Annotated in this window: 20 protein-coding genes; 19 read left to right on the top strand and 1 reads right to left on the bottom strand. The window is 68.0% G+C overall.

Going from position 1 to position 19,762, the window contains the following annotated elements:
• The first annotated feature begins 15 nt into the window (after positions 1 to 15).
• The 18 genes from FIU83_RS17295 to FIU83_RS17210 all read left to right on the top strand — a co-directional run bounded on the left by FIU83_RS17295 (position 16) and on the right by FIU83_RS17210 (position 18,294).
• Complete coding sequence (locus FIU83_RS17295; RefSeq protein ID WP_152485164.1) at positions 16 to 786, top strand: ParA family protein; 771 nt, start codon at positions 16 to 18, stop codon at positions 784 to 786.
• 40 nt (positions 787 to 826) lie between these two features.
• Positions 827 to 1,741: a ParB/RepB/Spo0J family partition protein gene (locus tag FIU83_RS17290; protein ID WP_152485163.1), complete on the top strand. Its 915-nt coding sequence runs from the start codon at positions 827 to 829 to the stop codon at positions 1,739 to 1,741.
• 225 nt (positions 1,742 to 1,966) lie between these two features.
• Positions 1,967 to 2,353, top strand: coding sequence for an ATP synthase subunit I (locus tag FIU83_RS17285; RefSeq protein WP_152485162.1), 387 nt, complete (start codon positions 1,967 to 1,969; stop codon positions 2,351 to 2,353).
• Between the two features lie 14 nt (positions 2,354 to 2,367).
• Entirely contained in the window at positions 2,368 to 3,195 is an 828-nt protein-coding gene (gene atpB, locus FIU83_RS17280; protein WP_152485161.1) for a F0F1 ATP synthase subunit A, read from the top strand.
• 58 nt (positions 3,196 to 3,253) lie between these two features.
• Entirely contained in the window at positions 3,254 to 3,481 is a 228-nt protein-coding gene (gene atpE, locus FIU83_RS17275) for a F0F1 ATP synthase subunit C (protein WP_089849248.1), read from the top strand.
• Positions 3,482 to 3,556: 75 nt separating this feature from the next.
• Positions 3,557 to 4,027 carry a F0F1 ATP synthase subunit B gene (locus tag FIU83_RS17270; RefSeq protein ID WP_108446207.1) on the top strand — a complete coding sequence of 157 codons (471 nt, stop codon included), beginning with the start codon at positions 3,557 to 3,559 and terminating at the stop codon, positions 4,025 to 4,027.
• 11 nt (positions 4,028 to 4,038) lie between these two features.
• Positions 4,039 to 4,578 carry a F0F1 ATP synthase subunit delta gene (locus FIU83_RS17265; protein WP_152485160.1) on the top strand — a complete coding sequence of 180 codons (540 nt, stop codon included), beginning with the start codon at positions 4,039 to 4,041 and terminating at the stop codon, positions 4,576 to 4,578.
• Positions 4,579 to 4,594: 16 nt separating this feature from the next.
• Positions 4,595 to 6,139, top strand: coding sequence for a F0F1 ATP synthase subunit alpha (atpA, locus tag FIU83_RS17260; protein ID WP_152485159.1), 1,545 nt, complete (start codon positions 4,595 to 4,597; stop codon positions 6,137 to 6,139).
• Between the two features lie 71 nt (positions 6,140 to 6,210).
• Complete coding sequence (gene atpG / locus FIU83_RS17255; RefSeq protein ID WP_152485158.1) at positions 6,211 to 7,092, top strand: F0F1 ATP synthase subunit gamma; 882 nt, start codon at positions 6,211 to 6,213, stop codon at positions 7,090 to 7,092.
• A gap of 65 nt (positions 7,093 to 7,157) precedes the next feature.
• Positions 7,158 to 8,534: a F0F1 ATP synthase subunit beta gene (gene atpD, locus FIU83_RS17250; RefSeq protein WP_152485157.1), complete on the top strand. Its 1,377-nt coding sequence runs from the start codon at positions 7,158 to 7,160 to the stop codon at positions 8,532 to 8,534.
• A gap of 24 nt (positions 8,535 to 8,558) precedes the next feature.
• A complete protein-coding gene (locus FIU83_RS17245) occupies positions 8,559 to 8,987 on the top strand; it encodes a F0F1 ATP synthase subunit epsilon (RefSeq protein ID WP_152485156.1) in 429 nt (142 codons plus the stop codon).
• Positions 8,988 to 9,128: 141 nt separating this feature from the next.
• The gene (gene mgtE / locus FIU83_RS17240) at positions 9,129 to 10,499 is read left to right on the top strand and encodes a magnesium transporter (protein WP_152485155.1); all 1,371 of its coding nucleotides are present in this window, start codon (positions 9,129 to 9,131) and stop codon (positions 10,497 to 10,499) included.
• A gap of 83 nt (positions 10,500 to 10,582) precedes the next feature.
• Positions 10,583 to 11,386 (top strand): undecaprenyl-diphosphate phosphatase, encoded by an 804-nt coding sequence (locus FIU83_RS17235; protein ID WP_152485154.1) that lies wholly within the window; start codon positions 10,583 to 10,585, stop codon positions 11,384 to 11,386.
• 1 nt (position 11,387) lies between these two features.
• Positions 11,388 to 12,500, top strand: coding sequence for an FAD:protein FMN transferase (locus FIU83_RS17230; RefSeq protein ID WP_152485153.1), 1,113 nt, complete (start codon positions 11,388 to 11,390; stop codon positions 12,498 to 12,500).
• A gap of 33 nt (positions 12,501 to 12,533) precedes the next feature.
• The gene (glmU, locus tag FIU83_RS17225) at positions 12,534 to 13,913 is read left to right on the top strand and encodes a bifunctional UDP-N-acetylglucosamine diphosphorylase/glucosamine-1-phosphate N-acetyltransferase GlmU (protein WP_152485420.1); all 1,380 of its coding nucleotides are present in this window, start codon (positions 12,534 to 12,536) and stop codon (positions 13,911 to 13,913) included.
• Between the two features lie 10 nt (positions 13,914 to 13,923).
• Positions 13,924 to 15,759, top strand: a complete 1,836-nt coding sequence (gene glmS / locus FIU83_RS17220; RefSeq protein WP_152485152.1) for a glutamine--fructose-6-phosphate transaminase (isomerizing) — start codon at positions 13,924 to 13,926, stop codon at positions 15,757 to 15,759.
• A gap of 2 nt (positions 15,760 to 15,761) precedes the next feature.
• Entirely contained in the window at positions 15,762 to 16,625 is an 864-nt protein-coding gene (locus tag FIU83_RS17215) for a DUF72 domain-containing protein (RefSeq protein ID WP_152485151.1), read from the top strand.
• 328 nt (positions 16,626 to 16,953) lie between these two features.
• On the top strand, positions 16,954 to 18,294 hold the full coding sequence (locus FIU83_RS17210; RefSeq protein ID WP_152485150.1) for a sodium-dependent transporter: 1,341 nt from the start codon (positions 16,954 to 16,956) through the stop codon (positions 18,292 to 18,294).
• A 96-nt stretch (positions 18,295 to 18,390) separates the two neighbouring features.
• Here the strand turns inward: FIU83_RS17210 and FIU83_RS17205 are convergent, their stop codons facing one another.
• Complete coding sequence (locus FIU83_RS17205; protein ID WP_152485149.1) at positions 18,391 to 18,606, bottom strand: PA3496 family putative envelope integrity protein; 216 nt, start codon at positions 18,604 to 18,606, stop codon at positions 18,391 to 18,393.
• Positions 18,607 to 18,874: 268 nt separating this feature from the next.
• Between FIU83_RS17205 and hexR the strand changes: the two genes are divergently transcribed.
• Positions 18,875 to 19,738 carry a transcriptional regulator HexR gene (gene hexR / locus FIU83_RS17200; protein WP_152485148.1) on the top strand — a complete coding sequence of 288 codons (864 nt, stop codon included), beginning with the start codon at positions 18,875 to 18,877 and terminating at the stop codon, positions 19,736 to 19,738.
• The last annotated feature ends 24 nt before the right edge of the window (positions 19,739 to 19,762 follow it).

Here is a 19,762-nt window from a genome sequence, read left to right as displayed (position 1 = left end):
GCAAGGGAGTTGCACGTGACCAAGATCATTGCCCTGACCAACCAGAAGGGCGGCGTCGGCAAGACCACGACCGCCGTCAACCTCGCCGCCAGCCTGGCGGCGCTGGATCGCCGCGTGCTGCTGGTCGACCTGGACCCCCAGGGGCATGCCACCATGGGCAGCGGCGCCAACAAGCACGAGCTGGACGGCAGCGTGCTCGACGTGGTGCTGGGCGACAAGAAACCCACCGAGGTGATTCTCGACTGCCCCCAGGCCGGCTACGCCCTGCTGCCCGGCAACGGTGACCTGACCGCGGCCGAGGTGGAGCTGCTCTCCGGCGGCGATGACCGGGCGCGCAACCTGGTCACGGCACTCGCCGAGGTGGCCGGCGAGTACGATGTGGTGCTGATCGACTGTCCGCCGTCGCTGAACATGCTCACCGTCAATGCCCTGACCGCGGCCGACGGCGTGCTGATCCCGCTGCAGTGCGAGTTCTATGCCCTGGAGGGCCTCTCGGCGCTGCTCGATACCGTTGAGCAGATCAAGGACAGCGTAAACCCGCAGATCGAGATCTTCGGTATCCTGCGCACCATGTTCGACGCCCGCAACAGCCTGACCCGGGACGTCAGCCACCAGCTTCGCGACTACTTCGGCGACGCCCTGCTCAAGACCACCATCCCGCGCAACATCCGGGTCGCCGAGGCGCCCAGCCACGGGCTGCCGGTCACCAAGTACGCGCGGCTGTCGCGAGGCAGCCAGGCCCATCGGGTGCTGGCCAAGGAATTGATCCGACGCCTGTCGCTGTAGGCCGGCCGTCGCACACCGCGGTAGTGATGAGGGAATGTCGATGACGCGTAAACGCGCCCTGGGACGTGGCCTGGATGCCCTGATCGGTGCCAACGCCCGCCGTCGTGAAAGCCTGGACCTGCCCGAGGTCGAGATCGAGGAGGGCGCCGAACCCGCGGCGCCTCCCGCGGCCGAGCCCGAGGAGCGCCTCGAGCGCCTGCCGCTGGGGCAGCTCTCCCGTGGCCGCTACCAGCCGCGTCGCGATATCCAGCCCGAGGCCCTCGAGGAGCTGGCCGACTCCATTCGCGCCCAGGGTGTGATGCAGCCGATCGTGGTGCGCCCGGTGGGCGAGGCGCGCTACGAGATCATCGCCGGCGAGCGCCGCTGGCGCGCCGCCCAGCTCGCCGAGCTCGACGTGATCCCCGCGGTGATCCGCCAGGTCGGTGACGAGGTGGCGCTGGCGCTGGCGCTGATCGAGAACATCCAGCGCGAGGACCTGAATCCCGTTGAGGAGGCGCTGGCACTCAAGCGGCTGCTCGAGGAGTTCTCGCTGACCCAGCAGCAGACCGCCGATGCCGTGGGCCGCTCCCGCGCCCAGGTGGCCAACCTGCTGCGCCTGCTGACGCTGGACCCCGAGGTGCAGACGCTGCTCGAGCGCGGCGACCTCGACATGGGCCATGCCCGGGCGCTGCTGGCGCTGTCGGGGGCCAAGCAGCGCAAGGCCGCCCACGAGGTGGTCAACAAGGACCTCACCGTTCGCGCGACCGAGGCCTTGGTCAAGCGCCTGGCCAGCGGCGCGCCGGCCAGGCCCGCCCCCGAGGCGCCCTCCGCGGACGTGGCCGGCCTCGAGACCCGCCTCGCCGAGGTGCTGGGGGCGCCGGTCAAGATCCAGCATGGCCGAGGCGGCAAGGGGCGGGTGACGATCCGTTACGCCAGCCTCGATGAGCTCGACGGCATCCTCGAGCACATCCGCTGAGGGATCCTCGGCGCGGCGGTCAGCCATTAGCCGGCTAAGCAAGCTGGGCGAACTTATCGACTTTTAGTCGTAGGGCAACGAGATATCGCGTCCAATGGCGGCGTCCTCGGTTGAAGCTTAAGTGGGGCTTCCCTATAATCGCGCCGGACCTTCGGTTGACCCGCGTGGGTAGAGGCGCGGCGAAGCGACGGGTCGCCGACCATCGGTAGCGTGACGGAGACCTCCATGGCAGCCAGGAAGCGGCGCCCCAGCCTGCGGCCATTGTGGGTCGCACAGCTTGCCGCCATGGCGCTCATGGTCGGGCTGGCCGCCGGGTTCATGGGCGCGACCGATGCCGTCTCGGCCCTGGTGGGAAGTGCCGTGGCGCTGCTGCCCAACGCCTATTTCGCCTGGCGGGTGTTTCGCGTCCGCGGCGGACGCCAGGCACGCCGCGCGGTTCACGGCCTCTACCGGGCGGCGGCCGGCAAGTTTGGTTTGACAGTGGCACTCTTCGCGCTGGTGTTCGTCTCAGTGCCCCTCTCAAATCATGCTTTATTCTTTGGCGCTTATGTGGTGACCCTGTTCGCGTACTGGCTGGCCTCCTGGCTGGTGGCGCGTCAGACACCCAACTGAAATCGAGGCAGCTCATGGCAGGCAACAACTCGACTCCCACGGAGTATATCCAGCACCACCTGCAGAATCTGACCTACGGCTACCATCCCGAGAACGGCTGGTCCCTGGCGCACTCTGCCACCGAGGCCCAGGAGATGGGCTTCTGGGCCATCCACCTGGACTCCATGGGCTGGTCGGTGGCGATGGGCGCGCTGTTCATCTGGCTGTTCCGCATGGTCGGCAAGGCCGCCACCACCGGCGTGCCCGGCAAGCTGCAGTGTGCCATCGAGATGGTCTTCGAGTTCGTCGAGGGCACGGTGCGCGGCGCCTTCCTGCACGGCAGGAACTCGCTCATCGCTCCGCTGGCGCTGACGCTGTTCGTCTGGATCTTCCTGATGAATCTGCTGAAGCTGGTGCCCGTGGACCTGGCGCCCCAGCTGTTCGCCAAGTTCGGCGTCGAGTACATGAAGCTGGTGCCGACCACCGACCCCAACGTCACCCTCGGCATGGCCCTGGGCGTGTTCTGCCTGATCATCTATTACAGCATCAAGGTCAAGGGCGCCGGCGGCTTCGTCAAGGAGCTCTCCTTCACGCCGTTCAACCACTGGCTGCTGATCCCCTTCAACCTGATCATGGAGCTCATCGGCCTGCTGGTGAAGCCGCTCAGCCTCGGCCTGCGTCTGTTCGGCAACATGTTTGCCGGCGAGGTCATCTTCCTGCTGATCGCGCTGCTGCCGTTCTGGGTCTCCTGGACGCTGAACGTGCCCTGGGCCATCTTCCACATTCTGGTCATCACCCTGCAGGCGTTCATCTTCACCGTCCTGACGGTGGTCTACCTGAGCGCGGCTCATGAGCATCACTGAATCACGTAACACCCGCTAAACCCTTGAACCTCAACTTAACCTCGATAGGAGCATCACCATGGAACTCGTCTACATTGCTGCCTCCCTCATGATCGGCCTGGGCGCACTGGGTACCGGCATCGGCTTCGCCCTGCTGGGCGGCAAGCTGCTCGAAACCACCGCTCGCCAGCCGGAGCTGGGTGACCAGCTGCAGACCAAGACCTTCCTGATGGCCGGCCTGCTGGACGCCGTGCCGATGATCGGCGTCGGTATCGCGATGTACCTGATCTTCGTCGTCGCCGGTTAACGTTTGGCATACCGGGCGCACCGCGCTCGGTTTGCTTGTTTCCGGACGCCACGAATCTGTCAGAGGTACGTCCCTGTGAATATCAACATGACGCTAATCGGACAGATGATCGCCTTCGCGATCTTCGTCGGATTTTGCATTAAGTTTGTGTGGCCGCCGATCAGCAACGCGCTCCATGAGCGTCAGAAGAAGATCGCCGACGGCCTGGACGCGGCCAGCCGTGCCTCGCGTGACCTGGAGCTGGCCGAAGAGCAGGCCAGCGAGACGCTGCGCGAGAGCAAGGAGCAGGCCGCCGAGATCCTGGAACAGGCCCACAAGCGGTCCAGCCAGATGATCGAAGAGGCGCGTGACCAGGCGCGCCAGGAAGGCGAGCGGATGATCGCTCAGGCCAAGTCCGAGATCGACCAGGAAGTGAATCGCGCGAAGGAAGACCTGCGGGTGCAGGTGTCGCGACTCGCCATCGTGGGTGCGGAGCGGATCCTGGAGTCCTCCATCGACGAGAAGAAGCACGCGAAGCTCGTCGATGAACTCGCCAACGAGCTTTGAGGAGGTGACCCATGGCGGAAACGTCTACCGTCGCACGCCCCTACGCCAAGGCGGCCTTCGAACACGCCGTTGAGCAGCAGGCACTGGACGACTGGGCCACGATGCTCGAGACCGCGGCGCGCATCGTCGAAGACGACGAGATGCAGCGCCTCGTGCTCGGCAACCCGCAGCTGTCGAGCACCCAGGAGGCCGAGGTGATCGTCGACGTCTGTGGCGACGCCGTGAGCGACGCCGTCCGCAACTTCCTGCGCCTGGTCGGCCAGAAGGGCCGCCTGGCGGCCCTGCCGGCGATCGTCGAGCAGTTCTCCATGCTCAAGGCCCAGCAGGAGAAGCGCATGGACGTGAACATCGTCTCCGCCTTCCCGCTGGACGAGGCGCAGCAGGACAAGCTCGCGAGTGCACTGGCCAAGCGTCTGAACCGCGAAATCTCCATTACCACTCAGGTGGATTCCACCCTCCTGGGCGGCGTCATCCTGCGTGCCGGCGACACCGTCATCGACGGCTCGGTACGCGGTCGACTGAACCGCCTCCACGAGGCCCTTTCCGCCTGAGTCTGAGGGACATGGCATGCAGCAACTGAATCCTTCCGAGATCAGCGACATCATCAAGCAGCGTATCGAAAAGCTGGATGTCGCATCCGAAGCCCGTAACCAGGGCACCATCGTCAGCGTGTCTGACGGTATCGTGCAGATCCACGGCCTCGCCGACGCGATGTTCGGCGAGATGATCGAGTTCCCCGGCGGCATCTACGGCATGACGCTGAACCTCGAGCGCGACAACGTCGGCGCCGTGGTGTTGGGCGACTACCTACAGCTCGAAGAGGGCATGACCGCCCAATGCACCGGCCGCATCCTCGAGGTGCCGGTGGGTCCGGAGCTCGCCGGCCGCGTGGTCGACGCCCTGGGCAACCCCATCGACGGCAAGGGTGACCTGAACACCAAGATGACCGACGCGGTGGAGAAGGTCGCCCCCGGCGTCATCACCCGCCAGTCCGTCGACGAGCCGATCCAGACCGGCTTCAAGTCCATCGACGCCATGGTGCCGATCGGCCGCGGCCAGCGTGAGCTGATCATCGGCGACCGCCAGATCGGTAAGTCGGCGATCGCCATCGACGCGATCATCAACCAGAAGGGCAAGGGCGTCACCTGCGTCTACGTGGCCATCGGCCAGAAGCAGTCGACCATTGCCAACGTGGTGCGCAAGCTCGAAGAGCACGGCGCCATGGAGCACACCATCGTGGTCGCCGCCGGCGCCGCCGATCCGGCCCCGATGCAGTTCCTCGCCGCCTACTCCGGCTGCACCATGGGCGAGTACTTCCGCGACCGCGGCGAAGACGCCCTGATCGTCTACGATGACCTGTCCAAGCAGGCCGTGGCCTACCGCCAGGTCTCCCTGCTGCTGCGCCGTCCGCCGGGCCGCGAGGCCTTCCCGGGCGACGTCTTCTACCTCCACTCCCGCCTGCTCGAGCGCGCCGCGCGCGTGAACGCCGACTACGTCGAGAAGTTCACCAACGGTGAGGTGAAGGGCAAGACCGGCTCGCTGACGGCCCTGCCGATCATCGAGACCCAGGGCGGCGACGTCTCCGCGTTCGTGCCGACCAACGTGATCTCCATCACCGACGGTCAGATCTTCCTCGAGACCGACCTGTTCAACTCGGGCATCCGTCCGGCCATCAACGCCGGCCTCTCGGTCTCCCGTGTCGGCGGCTCGGCCCAGACCAAGATCATCAAGAAGCTCGGCGGCAGCGTGCGTCTGGCCCTGGCCCAGTACCGTGAGCTGGCGGCCTTCGCCCAGTTCGCGTCCGACCTGGACGAGGCGACCCGCAAGCAGCTGGAGCACGGTCAGCGCGTCACCGAGCTGATGAAGCAGTCCCAGTACGCCCCGATGTCCGTGGCCGAGATGGCCATCTCCCTGTACGCCGCCAACGAGGGGCACCTGGAGGACGTCGAGGTCAACAAGGTGCTGGACTTCGAGCGTGCGCTGCAGGACTACATGAAGTCCGAGCACGCCGATCTGCTCGAGACGATCAACCAGACCGGCGACTACAGCGACGAGATCAAGGCAGGCCTCAAGGCCGGCCTCGAGAAGTTCAAGGCCACTCAGAGCTGGTAATGCCGACGGCCCGCTCCTCCGGGGCGGGCCCTGGAGCTTTCTGAGGGCCACGAACGATAAGGTAGATCGCTATGGCAGCTGCAAAAGAGATTCGCACCCAGATCGGGAGCATCAAGAACACGCAGAAGATCACCAGCGCCATGGAAATGGTGGCTGCGTCGAAGATGCGCAAGGCACAGGACCGGATGAAGGCCAGCCAGCCCTATGCCAAGCAGATCCGCAACGTCGTGGGCCACGTCGCCGATGCCAACCCGGAATACAAGCATCCGTGGATGGAAGAGCGCGAGGTCAAGCGGGTCGGCTACATCGTGGTCTCCTCCGACCGCGGGCTGTGCGGTGGCCTCAACGTCAACCTGTTCAAGTCCGTGGTGAAGGATGCCAAGGCCCAGCGTGAGCAGGGCGCGGAGCTCGACTTCTGTGCCCTGGGCAGCAAGGCCACCGGTTTCTTCCGCAAGTTCGGCGGCAGCCTGGTCGCGGCCAAGAGCGGCCTGGGCGAGGCCCCGGATCCGGAGGACCTGATCGGCAGCGTGAAGGTCATGCTGGATGCCTACGACGAGGGCAAGCTGGACCGCCTCTACGTGGTGTTCAACGAGTTCGTCAACACCATGACCCAGAAGCCGGTGGTTCGTCAGCTGTTGCCCCTGTCGGCCGAGATGGGGACGCAAGCGTCCACCGAAGAAAACAAGCGTCCCGGTAGCTGGGACTACCTGTATGAGCCGGATGCCAAGGCGCTGCTGGATAGCCTGCTCGTGCGCTTCGTCGAGGCGCAGGTCTATCAGGCGGTGGTCGAGAACGTGGCGTGCGAGCAGGCCGCTCGGATGATCGCCATGAAGAGCGCCACCGACAACGCCGGCAATCTGATCGACGACCTGGAGCTGGTGTACAACAAGGCCCGTCAGGCGGCCATTACCCAGGAAATCTCCGAGATCGTCGGTGGCGCCGCCGCCGTTTAGCGTCGGGGAGGGCAGGCCCCTCCCGGCAAGCAGGTTTCATTTGCAGGTATTTGAGAGGAACCAAGATGAGCGGACGTATCGTACAAATCATCGGCGCGGTGATTGACGTAGAGTTTCCGCGGGACGATGTGCCCAAGGTCTACGACGCGCTGAATGTCTCGGACACCGGGACCGTTCTCGAGACCCAGCAGCAGCTGGGTGACGGCGTGGTGCGCACCATCGCCATGGGCACCACCGAAGGCCTCAAGCGTGGCCTCGAGGTCACCGGTACCGGTGCCCCGATCTCCGTGCCGGTCGGCAAGGAGACCCTGGGCCGCATCATGAACGTGCTGGGCGAGCCCATCGACGAGGCCGGCGACATCGGCGATGCCGAGCGCATGCCGATCCACCGCAAGGCCCCGGGCTATGCCGATCAGGCGGCCTCCAGCGAGCTGCTGGAGACCGGCATCAAGGTCATCGACCTGGTGTGCCCGTTCGCCAAGGGCGGCAAGGTCGGCCTGTTCGGCGGCGCCGGCGTCGGCAAGACCGTCAACATGATGGAGCTGATCCGCAACATCGCCACCGAGCACAGCGGCTACTCCGTGTTTGCCGGCGTGGGCGAACGGACCCGTGAGGGTAACGACTTCTATCATGAGATGACCGAGTCCAACGTCATCGACAAGGTGTCGCTGGTCTACGGTCAGATGAACGAGCCGCCCGGCAACCGCCTGCGCGTAGCGCTGACCGGCCTGACCATCGCCGAGAAGTTCCGCGATGAAGGCCGCGACGTGCTGCTGTTCGTCGACAACATCTACCGCTACACCCTGGCGGGTACCGAGGTCTCGGCACTGCTGGGCCGCATGCCCTCCGCGGTGGGCTACCAGCCGACTCTGGCCGAGGAGATGGGCGTCCTGCAGGAGCGCATCACCTCCACCAAGAGCGGCTCGATCACCTCCGTGCAGGCCGTCTACGTGCCCGCGGATGACCTGACCGACCCGTCGCCGGCGACCACCTTCTCGCACCTGGATGCGACCGTGGTACTGGCGCGTTCGATCGCCGAGCTGGGCATCTACCCGGCCATCGACCCGCTGGACTCCACCTCGCGCCAGCTGGATCCGCTGGTCGTGGGCGACGAGCACTACAACACCGCCCGCGGCGTGCAGGGCGTGCTGCAGCGCTACAAGGAGCTCAAGGACATCATCGCCATCCTGGGCATGGACGAGCTGTCCGACGAGGACAAGCTGGCCGTCTCCCGGGCGCGTAAGATCCAGCGCTTCCTGTCGCAGCCGTTCTTCGTGGCTGAGGTCTTCACCGGGGCGCCCGGCAAGTACGTGTCCCTGAAGGACACCATCCGCGGCTTCCAGGGTATCCTCGACGGCGAGTATGACGAGCTGCCCGAGCAGGCCTTCTACATGGTCGGCACCATCGACGAGGCCGTCGAGAAAGCCAACCAGATGAAGTAATCCCTCCACCTGGGAGACGTCATCATGACGAAAAGCTTCAAGTGCGAGATCGTCAGCGCCGAGGCGTCGATCTACTCCGGGTCCGCCGAGCAGGTCGTGGCGGCCGGTGCCATGGGGGATCTGGGGATCCTGGCCGGGCACACGCCGCTGCTCACCGAGCTGGCGCCGGGCCCGGTACGGATCGTCCATGGCGGGGGTGAGGAAGATCACTACTACGTCACGGGCGGCTTCCTCGAGGTGCAGCCCGACGTGGTCACGGTGCTGGCGGATACCGCCGTGCGCGCCGACGACCTCGACGAGGCGGCCGCCGAAGAGGCTCGCCAGCAGGCGCTGAAGGCCATGAGCGACAAGTCCGCGGAGCTCGACTACAGTCGCGCCACCGCGGAACTCGCCGAGGCCGTGGCGCAGCTGCGGACCATTCAGCAGGTGCGTCGCAAGGCCGGCCGCGGCTAACGCCCGGCTCGTGTCTCGACCTGACGCCCTCCGGATCCTGTCCGGGGGGCGTCGTCGTTTGGGGCCCTCGGGGAGCGACCACGAGGCGCCACCCTTTTCTTCCGGCCGGCTCCGGGCCGGCCTCGCCGTCGGGAGGCCTGGATGTCACTGAGCGAATCCCTGCAGACGCACAAGGCGACGCTGCTCGCCGCCCTGGAGGGGGAGGAGGCGCGCCTGCCGAGCCTGCTGCCGGAGCTGCGCTCCGCCGATCTCGCCGAGATCCTCGAGACCCTCGTCGAGGACGACCAGGACCTGCCCCGGGCCCTGGCGCTCTTCTCGCGGCTGCCGCTGGAGCGCCGCGCCAGCGTGATCGGGCACCTCTCCGGCGACGAGCAGCGGGCGATCACCGAGGCGCTGGACGACGAGGCCCTGCTGGCGATCCTCGAGCAAATGGGGGCCGACGAGCGGGCCGACCTCTACAAGACCCTGGGCGACGATCGTCGCGAGGCCCTGCTGCGGCGCATGGCGCACCAGGAACGCGAGGCGCTCAAGCGACTGGCGAGCTATGCGGAGGGCACCGCCGGCGCGCTGATGACCTCGGACTACGTGGCGATTCCCGCCGGCCTCACGGTCTCCCGGGCGATGATGCGGGTGCGACAGACCGCGCCGGATGCCGAGACCGTCTACCAGCTCTACGTCGTCGACCCCGACGGCCGCCTCGCCGGGACCCTGTCGCTGCGCCAGCTGATGGTGGCGCGGCCCGGGGCCCGGGTCGACGACCTGATGATCCATGAAGTTATCCACACCCGGGTGGACGTGCCCCAGGAGGAGGTGGCGCGCATCGTCGCCCGCTACGACCTGCTGGCGTTGCCGGTGGTCGACGCCGAGCGCCGGCTGATCGGCATCGTCACCCACGACGACGCCATGGACGTGGTCGAATCCGAGGCCACCGAAGATATCCACAAGGGGATGTCGATCGGCGCCCTGGAGGGCGGCGTGCGCCGGGTGCCGCTGTGGAGCCTGTACCGCAAGCGGGTGTTCTGGCTGGTGTTGCTGGTGTTCGGCAACCTCTTCTCCGGGGCGGGCATCGCCTACTTCGAGGAGACCATCGCCGCCCAGGTGGCGCTGGTGTTCTTCCTGCCGCTGCTGATCGGCAGCGGCGGCAACGCCGGCGCCCAGGCGGCCACGCTGACGGTACGCGGCATGGCCACCGGCGACGTGGGCATCAAGGACTGGGGCAGGCTGCTTGGCCGCGAGCTGCTGGTGGCGGGCGCCCTGGGGCTGACCATGGCCCTGGCGGTGGCGCCGATCGGGATGTTCCGCGCCGGGGAGGCGGTGGCCCTGGTGGTGGCGGTGAGCATGATTACCATCGTGCTGTTCGGGAGCCTGCTCGGCATGTGCCTGCCCTTCGTGCTCGATCGCCTGGGCTGGGATCCGGCCACCGCCTCGGCGCCGCTGGTCACGACCCTGATCGACGCCTCGGGGGTGGTGATCTACTTCGGTTTCGCCACCGCCATCCTGTCGACCGCCTGAGCCGTCGGCGGCGGACAGGCGGGGCCCAGGGGTGTATCCTCGGGACCGCCCGAGCCCCCTTACCCCACTACACGGACCGTTCCATGGACTGGCTACAGATCTTCGTCCTCTCCATCGTTCAGGGATTGACCGAGTTCCTGCCGATCTCCAGCTCCGCCCACCTGATCCTGGTCCCGGTCTTCACCGACTGGGACGACCAGGGCCTGGTCTTCGACGTCGCCCTGCACATCGGCAGCCTGAGCGCGGTGGTGCTCTACTTCCGCCACGAGCTGGTCGGCATGACCACCAGCTGGTGTCGCAGCCTGGCGGGGCGCGGCACCGACGACGAGGCGCGCCTGGCCTGGTGGGTGATCCTGGCCACCATCCCGGTGGGGCTCGCCGGGCTCGCCTTCGAGGACGTCATCCAGGAGGTCATGCGCTCGCCGCTGGTCATCGCCGGGGGGCTGATCGGCTTCGGGCTGCTGCTGGCCTGGGCCGACTGGCGGCGTCGCGGCGGCCGCAGCGAGTACCGCCTGACCTGGCGAGACGCCCTCTGGATCGGGGGCGCCCAGGCGCTGGCGCTGATTCCCGGCACCTCGCGCTCCGGCATCACCATGACCGCCGGTCTGCTGCTGGGCCTGAGCCGCGAGGGGTCGGCGCGCTTCTCCTTCCTGCTCTCGATCCCGGTCATCGTGCTCGCCGGCGGGCTGGAGATCCTCCACCTCGCCGGTGCCGCCGCGCCGGTGGACTGGGGCGCGCTGATCCTGGGGGCGTTGCTCTCGGGGATCAGCGCCTACCTGTGCATCCACTTCTTCCTGGTCTTCATCCAGCGGATCGGCATGCAGCCCTTCGTGGTCTATCGCCTCGTGCTGGGTGTCGCGCTGCTCTGGCTCTTCGGAGGGGCCTGACATGACCTACCTTCGTTCGCTGCTGCTGCCCCTGCTGCTCGGCCTGCTGCTGGCCGGTTGCTCCGAGCGCGACCGCCCCCTGGCGTCCCCGGTGACCCTCGAGGGCGATATCTTCGGCACCTTCTACCAGGTGAGCATCGCCGACCCCCTGACCCAGGGCGAGGCCCAGGCGCTCGAGGAGGGCCTGCTCGCCGAGCTCGAGGCGGTGGATGCCGCCATGTCGACCTGGCGAGACGACGCCGAGCTGATGGCCTTCAACCGTGCCCCCCTGGGCGAGTGGCAGCCGCTCTCCGACCACCTCATCGAGGTGCTGGCCATCGGCCAGTCGGTGGCCGAGGCGAGCGGCGGGGCCTTCGACATGACCATCGGCGACCTGGTCAACCTGTGGAGCTTCGGCCCCGAGGCGCGCCCCCGGGAGGTGCCGGACGACGCGGCGCTGGCCGAGCGGCTGGCCGAGGTCGGCCCCGACAGCCTTGAGGTCGAGGCCGAGGCCCGCCAGGCGCGCCGTCTGCGCGACGTCTTCGTCGACCTCTCCGGCGTCGCCAAGGGGCACGCCACCGACCGGGTCGCCGCCTATCTCGATCGCCAGGGGCTCGAACACTACCTGGTCAACCTGGGCGGCGAGATCAAGGTGAGCGGCTACCGCGATGCCGAGTCGACGCCCTGGCGGATCGGCATCGAGGTGCCCCGGGACGGCCAGCCCGAGGCCCGCCACGTGCTGGCCCTGGAGCGCATCGCGGTGGCCACCTCCGGCGACTACCGCAACTACTTCGAGGCGGACGGCCAGCGCTACTCCCACACCCTGGATCCGCGCACCGGCCGCCCCATCACGCATCGCCTGGCCTCGGCGACGGTGGTGCACCCCTCCGATGCCTGGGCCGATGCCTGGGCCACCGCGCTGCTGGTGCTGGGCGAGGACGATGGCATGGCGCTGGCTCGGGAGCGAGGACTCGCCGTGCTGATGCTGGTGCGCGAGGGCGAGGGGTGGACCAGCCTGGCGAGCCCGGCCTTCGCGGAACGCTTCGGCCGCGAGGCGATGGACGACCTGGGCGTGACGGTGGTCGACGGCCCCGCGAGTGACATGGCGGAGGCACCCGCCCGCCCCCTAGAATAGAACCCAACAGATGGACCCGGACAAGGAGTCATGATGACGCTCGACGTGGTGATACTGGCAGCCGGGCAGGGGACCCGGATGCGCTCCTCCCTGCCCAAGGTGCTGCACCGCCTGGCCGGCAAGCCGATGGTGCGGCACGTGATCGATACCGCCGAGGGCCTCGCGGCCGAGCGCACCCATGTGGTGGTCGGTCACGGCGCCGAGCACGTGCGCGAGGCCCTGGCCGAGGTCCCGACCGAGGGCCGCCTGCGCTTCGCCCTGCAGGCCGAGCAGAAGGGCACCGGCCATGCCGTGGCCCAGGCCCTGGAGGGCCTCGGCGAGGGCAAGGTGCTGGTGCTCTACGGCGACGTGCCGCTGATCCGCCGCGAGACCCTGGTGGAACTGCTGGCGCATGTCGACGAGCAGCACCTGGGCCTGCTCACCGTCACCCTGGAGGACCCGACCGGCTACGGGCGCATCCTGCGCAACGAGGCCGGCGAGGTGGTGGCCATCGTCGAGCACAAGGATGCCTCCGAGGCCGAGCGGGCCGTGCGCGAGTGCAACACCGGCATCATGGCCATGACGGCGAGCCAGCTGCGCCGCTGGCTGCCGAGCCTCTCCGCCGACAACGCCCAGGGCGAGTACTACCTCACCGACGTCATCGCCATGGCCGCCGCCGAGGGCGTGCGCATCGCCACCGCCCAGCCGGCGCGTCCCCAGGAGGTCGAGGGCGTCAACAACCGCGCCCAGATGGCCCGCCTCGAGCGCGCCCTCCAGCACGACATCGCCGAGCGGCTGATGGAGCAGGGCGTGGCGCTCGCCGACCCGGCGCGGCTCGACGTGCGCGGGCGCCTGACCTGCGGCCACGACGTCGAGATCGACGTGGGCTGCGTCTTCGAGGGGGACGTCGAGCTCGGCGAGGGGGTGCGCATCGGCCCCCACTGCGTGATCCGCGACAGCCACATCGGCGCCGAGTCGGTGATCGAGGCCCACAGCGTCCTCGAGGGCGCCGTGGTGGCCGGTCACAACCGCGTCGGGCCCTTCGCCCGGCTGCGGCCCGGCTCGCGCCTAGCGGTCGGCGCCCGGGTCGGCAACTTCGTCGAGACCAAGAACGCCGAGGTGGGCGAGGGCAGCAAGATCAACCACCTGAGCTACGTCGGCGACGCCCGGCTGGGGCGCGACGTCAACGTCGGCGCCGGCACCATCACCTGCAACTACGACGGCGCCAACAAGCACCATACCGACATCGACGACGGCGCCTTCATCGGCTCCAACACCGCCCTGGTGGCGCCGGTAAGCGTCGGTCGCGGCGCCACCGTGGGCGCCGGCTCGACCATCGCCAAGGACGTGCCCGAGCATGCCCTGGCGGTCACGCGGGGACGACAGATCAGCAAGCCGGACTGGCCGCGGCCGACCAAGCGTCAGGAATCCTGAGGAGAGAACCATGTGTGGAATCGTCAGCGCCGTTGCCGAACGCAACGTCCAGGGCATCCTGCTGGAGGGGCTGAAGCGCCTGGAGTACCGCGGCTATGACTCGGCCGGGATGACGGTGCGCTCGCCCGAGGGCCGCCTGCAGCGCCAGCGCGCGCTGGGCAAGGTGGCCGCCCTGGAGGAGCGCCTCGCCGCCCAGCCGCTGCCGGGACGCAGTGGCATCGCCCATACCCGCTGGGCCACCCACGGCCGCCCCAGCGAGGCCAACGCCCATCCCCACCAGTCCGGCGAGCGCCTGGCCGTGGTGCACAACGGCATCATCGAGAACCACGAGGCCCTGCGCCGGGAGCTCGAGGCGGAGGGCTACGTCTTCACCTCCGAGACCGATACCGAGGTCATCGCCCACCTGCTGGAGCGCGAGACCCGCCGTGAGGGCGACCTGCTCGGCGCGGTGCAGGGGGTGCTGGCCCTTCTCGACGGGGCCTACGCCCTGGGCGTAATCCATACCGACGAGCCCGATGTGGTCATCGGGGCGCGCAAGGGCAGCCCGCTGGTGGTGGGCGTGGGCATCGACGAGGCCTTCCTCGCCTCCGACCCGCTGGCGCTGCTGCAGGTCACCGACCGCTTTCTCTACCTCCAGGAGGGCGACGCGGTGCGCCTCTCCCGGGGCGGGGTGATCGAGGTGGTCGATGCCGACGGGTACGTGGTCGAGCGCGAGGTGCAGACCTTCGAGCACGGCGACGGCGCGGCCAGCAAGGGCGACTACCGCCACTTCATGCTCAAGGAGATCCATGAGCAGCCGGCGGTGATCGCCGCCGCCCTGGAGGGGCGCCTGGGCGAGCGCTCGGCGCTGGTCGAGAGCTTCGGCCCCGAGGCCGAGGCGCTCTTCGGCCGGGTCCGGCAGATCCACATCGTGGCCTGTGGCACCAGTTATCACGCCGGCATGGTGGCCCGCTACTGGCTGGAGCGCTATACCGGGGTGCCGGTGCAGGTGGAGGTCGCCTCGGAGTACCGCTATCGCCAGGTGGTGGTACCCGAGGGCACGCTGTTCGTGACGCTCTCCCAGTCCGGCGAGACCGCCGACACCCTGGCGGCGCTGCGCTTCGCCAAGGATCGCGGCTACCTGGCCAGCCTGGCGATCTGCAACGTGCCGGGCAGCTCCCTGGTGCGCGAGTCGGACCTGACCCTGATGACCCAGGCCGGGCCCGAGATCGGCGTGGCCTCCACCAAGGCCTTCACCACCCAGCTGACCGGCCTGATGCTGCTGACCCTGGCGCTGGGCCGGATCCGGGGCCTCGAGGCCTCCGAACAGGCGAGCCTGGTGGACGCGCTGCGCGCTCTGCCGAGCCTGGTGGCGCGGGTACTGGCACTGGACCCGGCCATCGAGGCCCTGGCCATGGCCTTCGCCGAGAAGCACCATGCGCTCTTCCTGGGGCGCGGCGCCCACTTCCCCGTGGCCCTGGAGGGGGCACTGAAGCTCAAGGAGATCTCCTACATCCACGCCGAGGCCTATCCGGCCGGCGAGCTCAAGCACGGCCCCCTGGCACTGGTCGACAGCGAGATGCCGGTCATCTCGGTGGCGCCCAACGACGAGCTGCTCGACAAGCTCAAGTCCAATCTCCAGGAGGTGCGGGCCCGGGGGGGCGAGCTGTTCGTCTTCGCCGATGAGGGGGTGGGGCTGGCCGAGGAGGAGGGCGTTCACCTGCTGCACGTTCCCCACGTCCATGAGGCCCTGGCGCCGATCCTCTACACCGTGCCGCTGCAGCTGCTGAGCTATCACGTGGCGGTGCTCAAGGGCACCGACGTCGATCAGCCGCGCAACCTCGCCAAGTCCGTCACCGTGGAGTGACGATGTCGCCGCCGCGCCTGCACCTGGGCCTGCCGATGTGGGCCAACCCCGACTGGCGCGGCGGCCTCTACCCGCCCCACGGCGGCAATGATGACCGGCTGGCCGACTACGCCCGGGTCTTCTCCGCCGTGGAGGGCAACACCACCTTCTACAGCGGGGCCCCGCGGCCCGCGACGGTGGCCGCCTGGGCGCGCCAGGCGCCGCCCGATTTCCGCTTCTGCTTCAAGCTGCCGGGGCGCCTGACCCACGAGAAGCGCCTGGTGGACATCGAGGCCGACCTCGAGGCCTTCTTCGCGGCGCTCGCGCCCCTGCACGACCGGCTCGGGCCGACCATGGTGCAGCTGCCCCGGGAGGTCGGCCCCGAGGCGCTGCCCCGGCTCGAGGCGCTGCTGGCGGGCTGGCCGGCGGGGCTACCCTGCGCCGTCGAGGTGCGCCACCCGGAATTCTTCCACAAGGGGGGCGCCGAGACGGCTCTCAACCGGTTGTTGATAACTCACGGGGCCGATCGGGTGATGCTCGATGCGCGCTCGCTCTTCGCCACGCCCCCCGAGGCCCATCCCGGCCTGGCGCGAGCTCAGGCCGAGAAGCCGCGACTCCCGTTACACGTGCTTTCCACGGGCGACTTCCCGCTGGTGCGCTTCATCGGTCACTTCGACGACGCCATCAACGAGCGGGCCTTCACCCCCTGGATCGAGCGCCTCTCCCTGTGGATAAAACAGGGGAAAACCCCTTTCCTCCTTGTGCACACGCCGGACAACCGCCGGGCCCCCGACCTCGCGCGTCGCCTGCATGGGCGGCTCGCCGAGCGCCTCGCCCTGCCGCCCCTGGCGACCTTCCCCGGCGCCTCTCAGGCGGCGCTGTTCTGATCCCCTCGGCGCAGCGGACGCTTTTCTCCGGATGACTGGTCAACAAGCGTATGATCGGATACTTTTACGGGTCGATCGTCACTTGCCATCGGATCATGTGGGGTTTTGCACCTATCCTGTGTGATTCCTCGACGTGATCCATCATGAGGTGTCCGCGTCGCGCCCCAGGCGCCGCGGAAGTTGTACCGGCAGCGATCCTGTCAGGCATCCGTAATGCCCTTGAAAGCGGTCTCCTGCGATCCGGGAGGCCGTGGACGTGGCGACTACAACCACAACGCCGTCATCGCATCCGATCGATCGATGACGACACGTACCATCAGGGTGATTTATGTCCACTAAGCAACACGCACACTGGTCCTCCCGACTGACCTTTATTCTCGCGGCCACCGGCTCGGCGGTCGGTCTGGGCAATATCTGGAAGTTTCCCTACATGGTGGGCGACAGCGGCGGCGCCGCCTTCGTGCTCATCTACCTGCTCTGCATCGGCCTGGTCGGCCTGCCGATCCTGGTCGCCGAATGGCTGGTCGGCCGTCGAGGCCAGAAGAACCCGGCCAACGCCATGGCCGACCTGGCCACGGCGGCCGGCGCCTCCCGCGGCTGGATGATCGTCGGCATCAGCGGCATCCTCGGGGCCTTTCTGATCCTCTCCTTCTACAGCGTGATCGGCGGCTGGTCGCTCTACTACACCCTGAGCTCGGTGACCGGGTCCTTCAGCGGCCAGGACGCCGACGGCATCGGCGGGCTGTTCAGCGGCATGCTGGCGAACCCCGGCCTGCTGCTGGCGGGGCACTCGGTGTTCATGCTGCTGGTGATCGGCATCGTCGCCCGCGGCGTGACCAAGGGGCTGGAGGGCGCCGTGCGCAGCCTGATGCCGGCGCTGGGCGTGCTGCTGGTGGTGCTGGTGGGCTACGGCATGACCACCGGCTACTTCGGCGAGGCGCTGGGCTTCATGTTCAACCCCGACTTCTCGAAGGTGGACGGCGGCGTGATCCTGGCGGCGATGGGCCAGGCCTTCTTCACCCTGTCGCTGGGCATGGGCATCATGATGGCCTATGGCTCCTACCTCAACGAGGAGATCAACCTGCTCAAGACCGCGCGGACCGTGATCATCCTCGACACCGTGGTGGCGCTGGTCTCCGGCCTGGCGATCTTCCCCATCGTCTTCGCCAATGGGCTGGATCTCAGCTCCGGCCCGGGCCTGATCTTCGTCACCCTGCCGCTGGCCTTCGGCAACATGGGCGGCGGCGTCATCCTCGGCCTGATGTTCTTCCTTCTGCTCACCTTCGCCGCCCTGACCTCCGCGATCTCGCTGCTCGAGCCGGTGGTGGAGTTCGTCGAGGAGCGCACGCCGCTGTCGCGTTTCGCCTCCACCCTGGTGGCCGGTGCGGCGACCTGGGCGCTGGGCATCGCCGCGCTGCTGGCGTTCAACGTCTGGAGCGACGTGCTGATCTTCGGCCTGAACGTCTTCGACCTGCTCGACACGGTGACCAGCAAGTTCCTGCTGCCGCTGACCGGCCTGATGGCGATCGTCTTCGTCGCCTGGGTGCTGGATCGTGAGGGCGTGCGCCAGGAGCTGGGCCTCGGCGAGACCGGCACGAAGGTCTGGACCGTGATCTCCCGCTTCATCGCGCCCATCGGCGTGATCGCGGTGTTCGTCTCCAGCCTCTGACCCTGGCTCGCCGGCTTGTGCCGGCGCGTCGCGTCTCCTGCGAGCCCCGCCCTGCGGGGCTCGTTGCGTCCGGGAACGAGGCGCCGCCCGGGGCGGTCAGTGCATCTCGTCTTCCGCCAGCGTCTCCTCCGGAAGCGGAGCGATCTCCTGGGAGAGGCGCTTGAATTCGTTGTGCAGCTCGATGCCGCGGCGGGCGCGCAGGTTGCGCTGGGCGGCGCTGCGCGACCGCTGTTCGTGCTCGACCACTTCCATGCTCATGAAGATGTCGAGGAGTTCACTCTTGAGGGAGGATAACCGTTCGACATTACGCATGATCGACTCTCCTTTCTGCAGTGAATGTGCCGGCATCCATGACGCTGCCCGACACTGCAACTCTTACTATATCCCACTTGACAGAATGATGACGGCCGAGGCGGAAAATGCACGACGCGCCGTCAACGCTGTCCGTCGCGCCCGTGACCGCGCCCTCCTGTGCGACGGGGTGCGCATCGCTCCTCGGCTTGGGGCATACTGTGGGCATGAACCCACCCATCGTGATGCCGCCCTCCCGTGAGGCGGCCCGCCAGCAAGGAGCCCCCGAGTGAGCCGTGCCCTGTTCGATGAGATGAGACGTCGCATGGAGCACTTCCGCCGCTCCGAGCAGAAGGTCGCGCGCTTCGTGCTGCGCAACCCCGAGGAAGTGATCCACATGCGCATCGTCGACCTGGCCACCGAGGCCAAGGTCAGCGAGCCCACCGTGGTGCGCTTCTGCCGTGCCCTGGGCTGCAACGGCTTCCAGGACTTCAAGCTCCAGCTCGCCCAGATGCTGGCCTCCGGCAGCCAGTTCGCCCAGTTCTCGATGAACGACAGCGACTCGGTGGTGGAGTTTTCCCACAGCATCTTCGACTCCACCGTGGGCACCCTGCTGTCGGTGCGCGACCGGCTCGACAACGAGGCGCTGAGCCAGGCCATCAACGCCCTGGCCATGGCCAATCGGGTGGAGTTCTACGGCTTCGGCGCCTCGGGGGCCGTGGCCGCCGATGCCCAGCACAAGTTCTTCCGCCTGCAGATCTCCACCGCCGCCTACACCGACCCGCACATGCAGAACATGTCGGCGGTGACCCTCAAGGAGGGCGACGTGGTGGTGGCGATCTCCCAGACCGGCCGCACCCGGGCCCTGGTGGCCAGCGTGCGGCTGGCGCGGGAGGCCGGCGCGACGGTGATCGGGCTCTGCCCCAGCGGCTCGCCGCTCGCCGATGAGGTCACCCTGCCGCTCTATATCGACGTCCACGAGGACACCGAGATCTACACCCCGATGAGCTCGCGCATCGCCCACCTGGTGCTGGTCGACGTGCTCGCCGTGGGCGTGGCCAAGACCCGCGGCCCCAAGCTCGCCGAGCAGCTCAAGGCGGTGAAGAAGAGCCTCAACCCGCTGCGCTTCCCGGAGCAGGAGGGGAAGCCCTAGGCCTTCGGCCAGCGCCGAGCGCGA

Origin of the sequence: Halomonas sp. THAF5a (genome assembly GCF_009363755.1) — a bacterium.
Classification (GTDB): domain Bacteria; phylum Pseudomonadota; class Gammaproteobacteria; order Pseudomonadales; family Halomonadaceae; genus Halomonas.
This window is presented reverse-complemented; position numbering and strand designations above follow the sequence as displayed.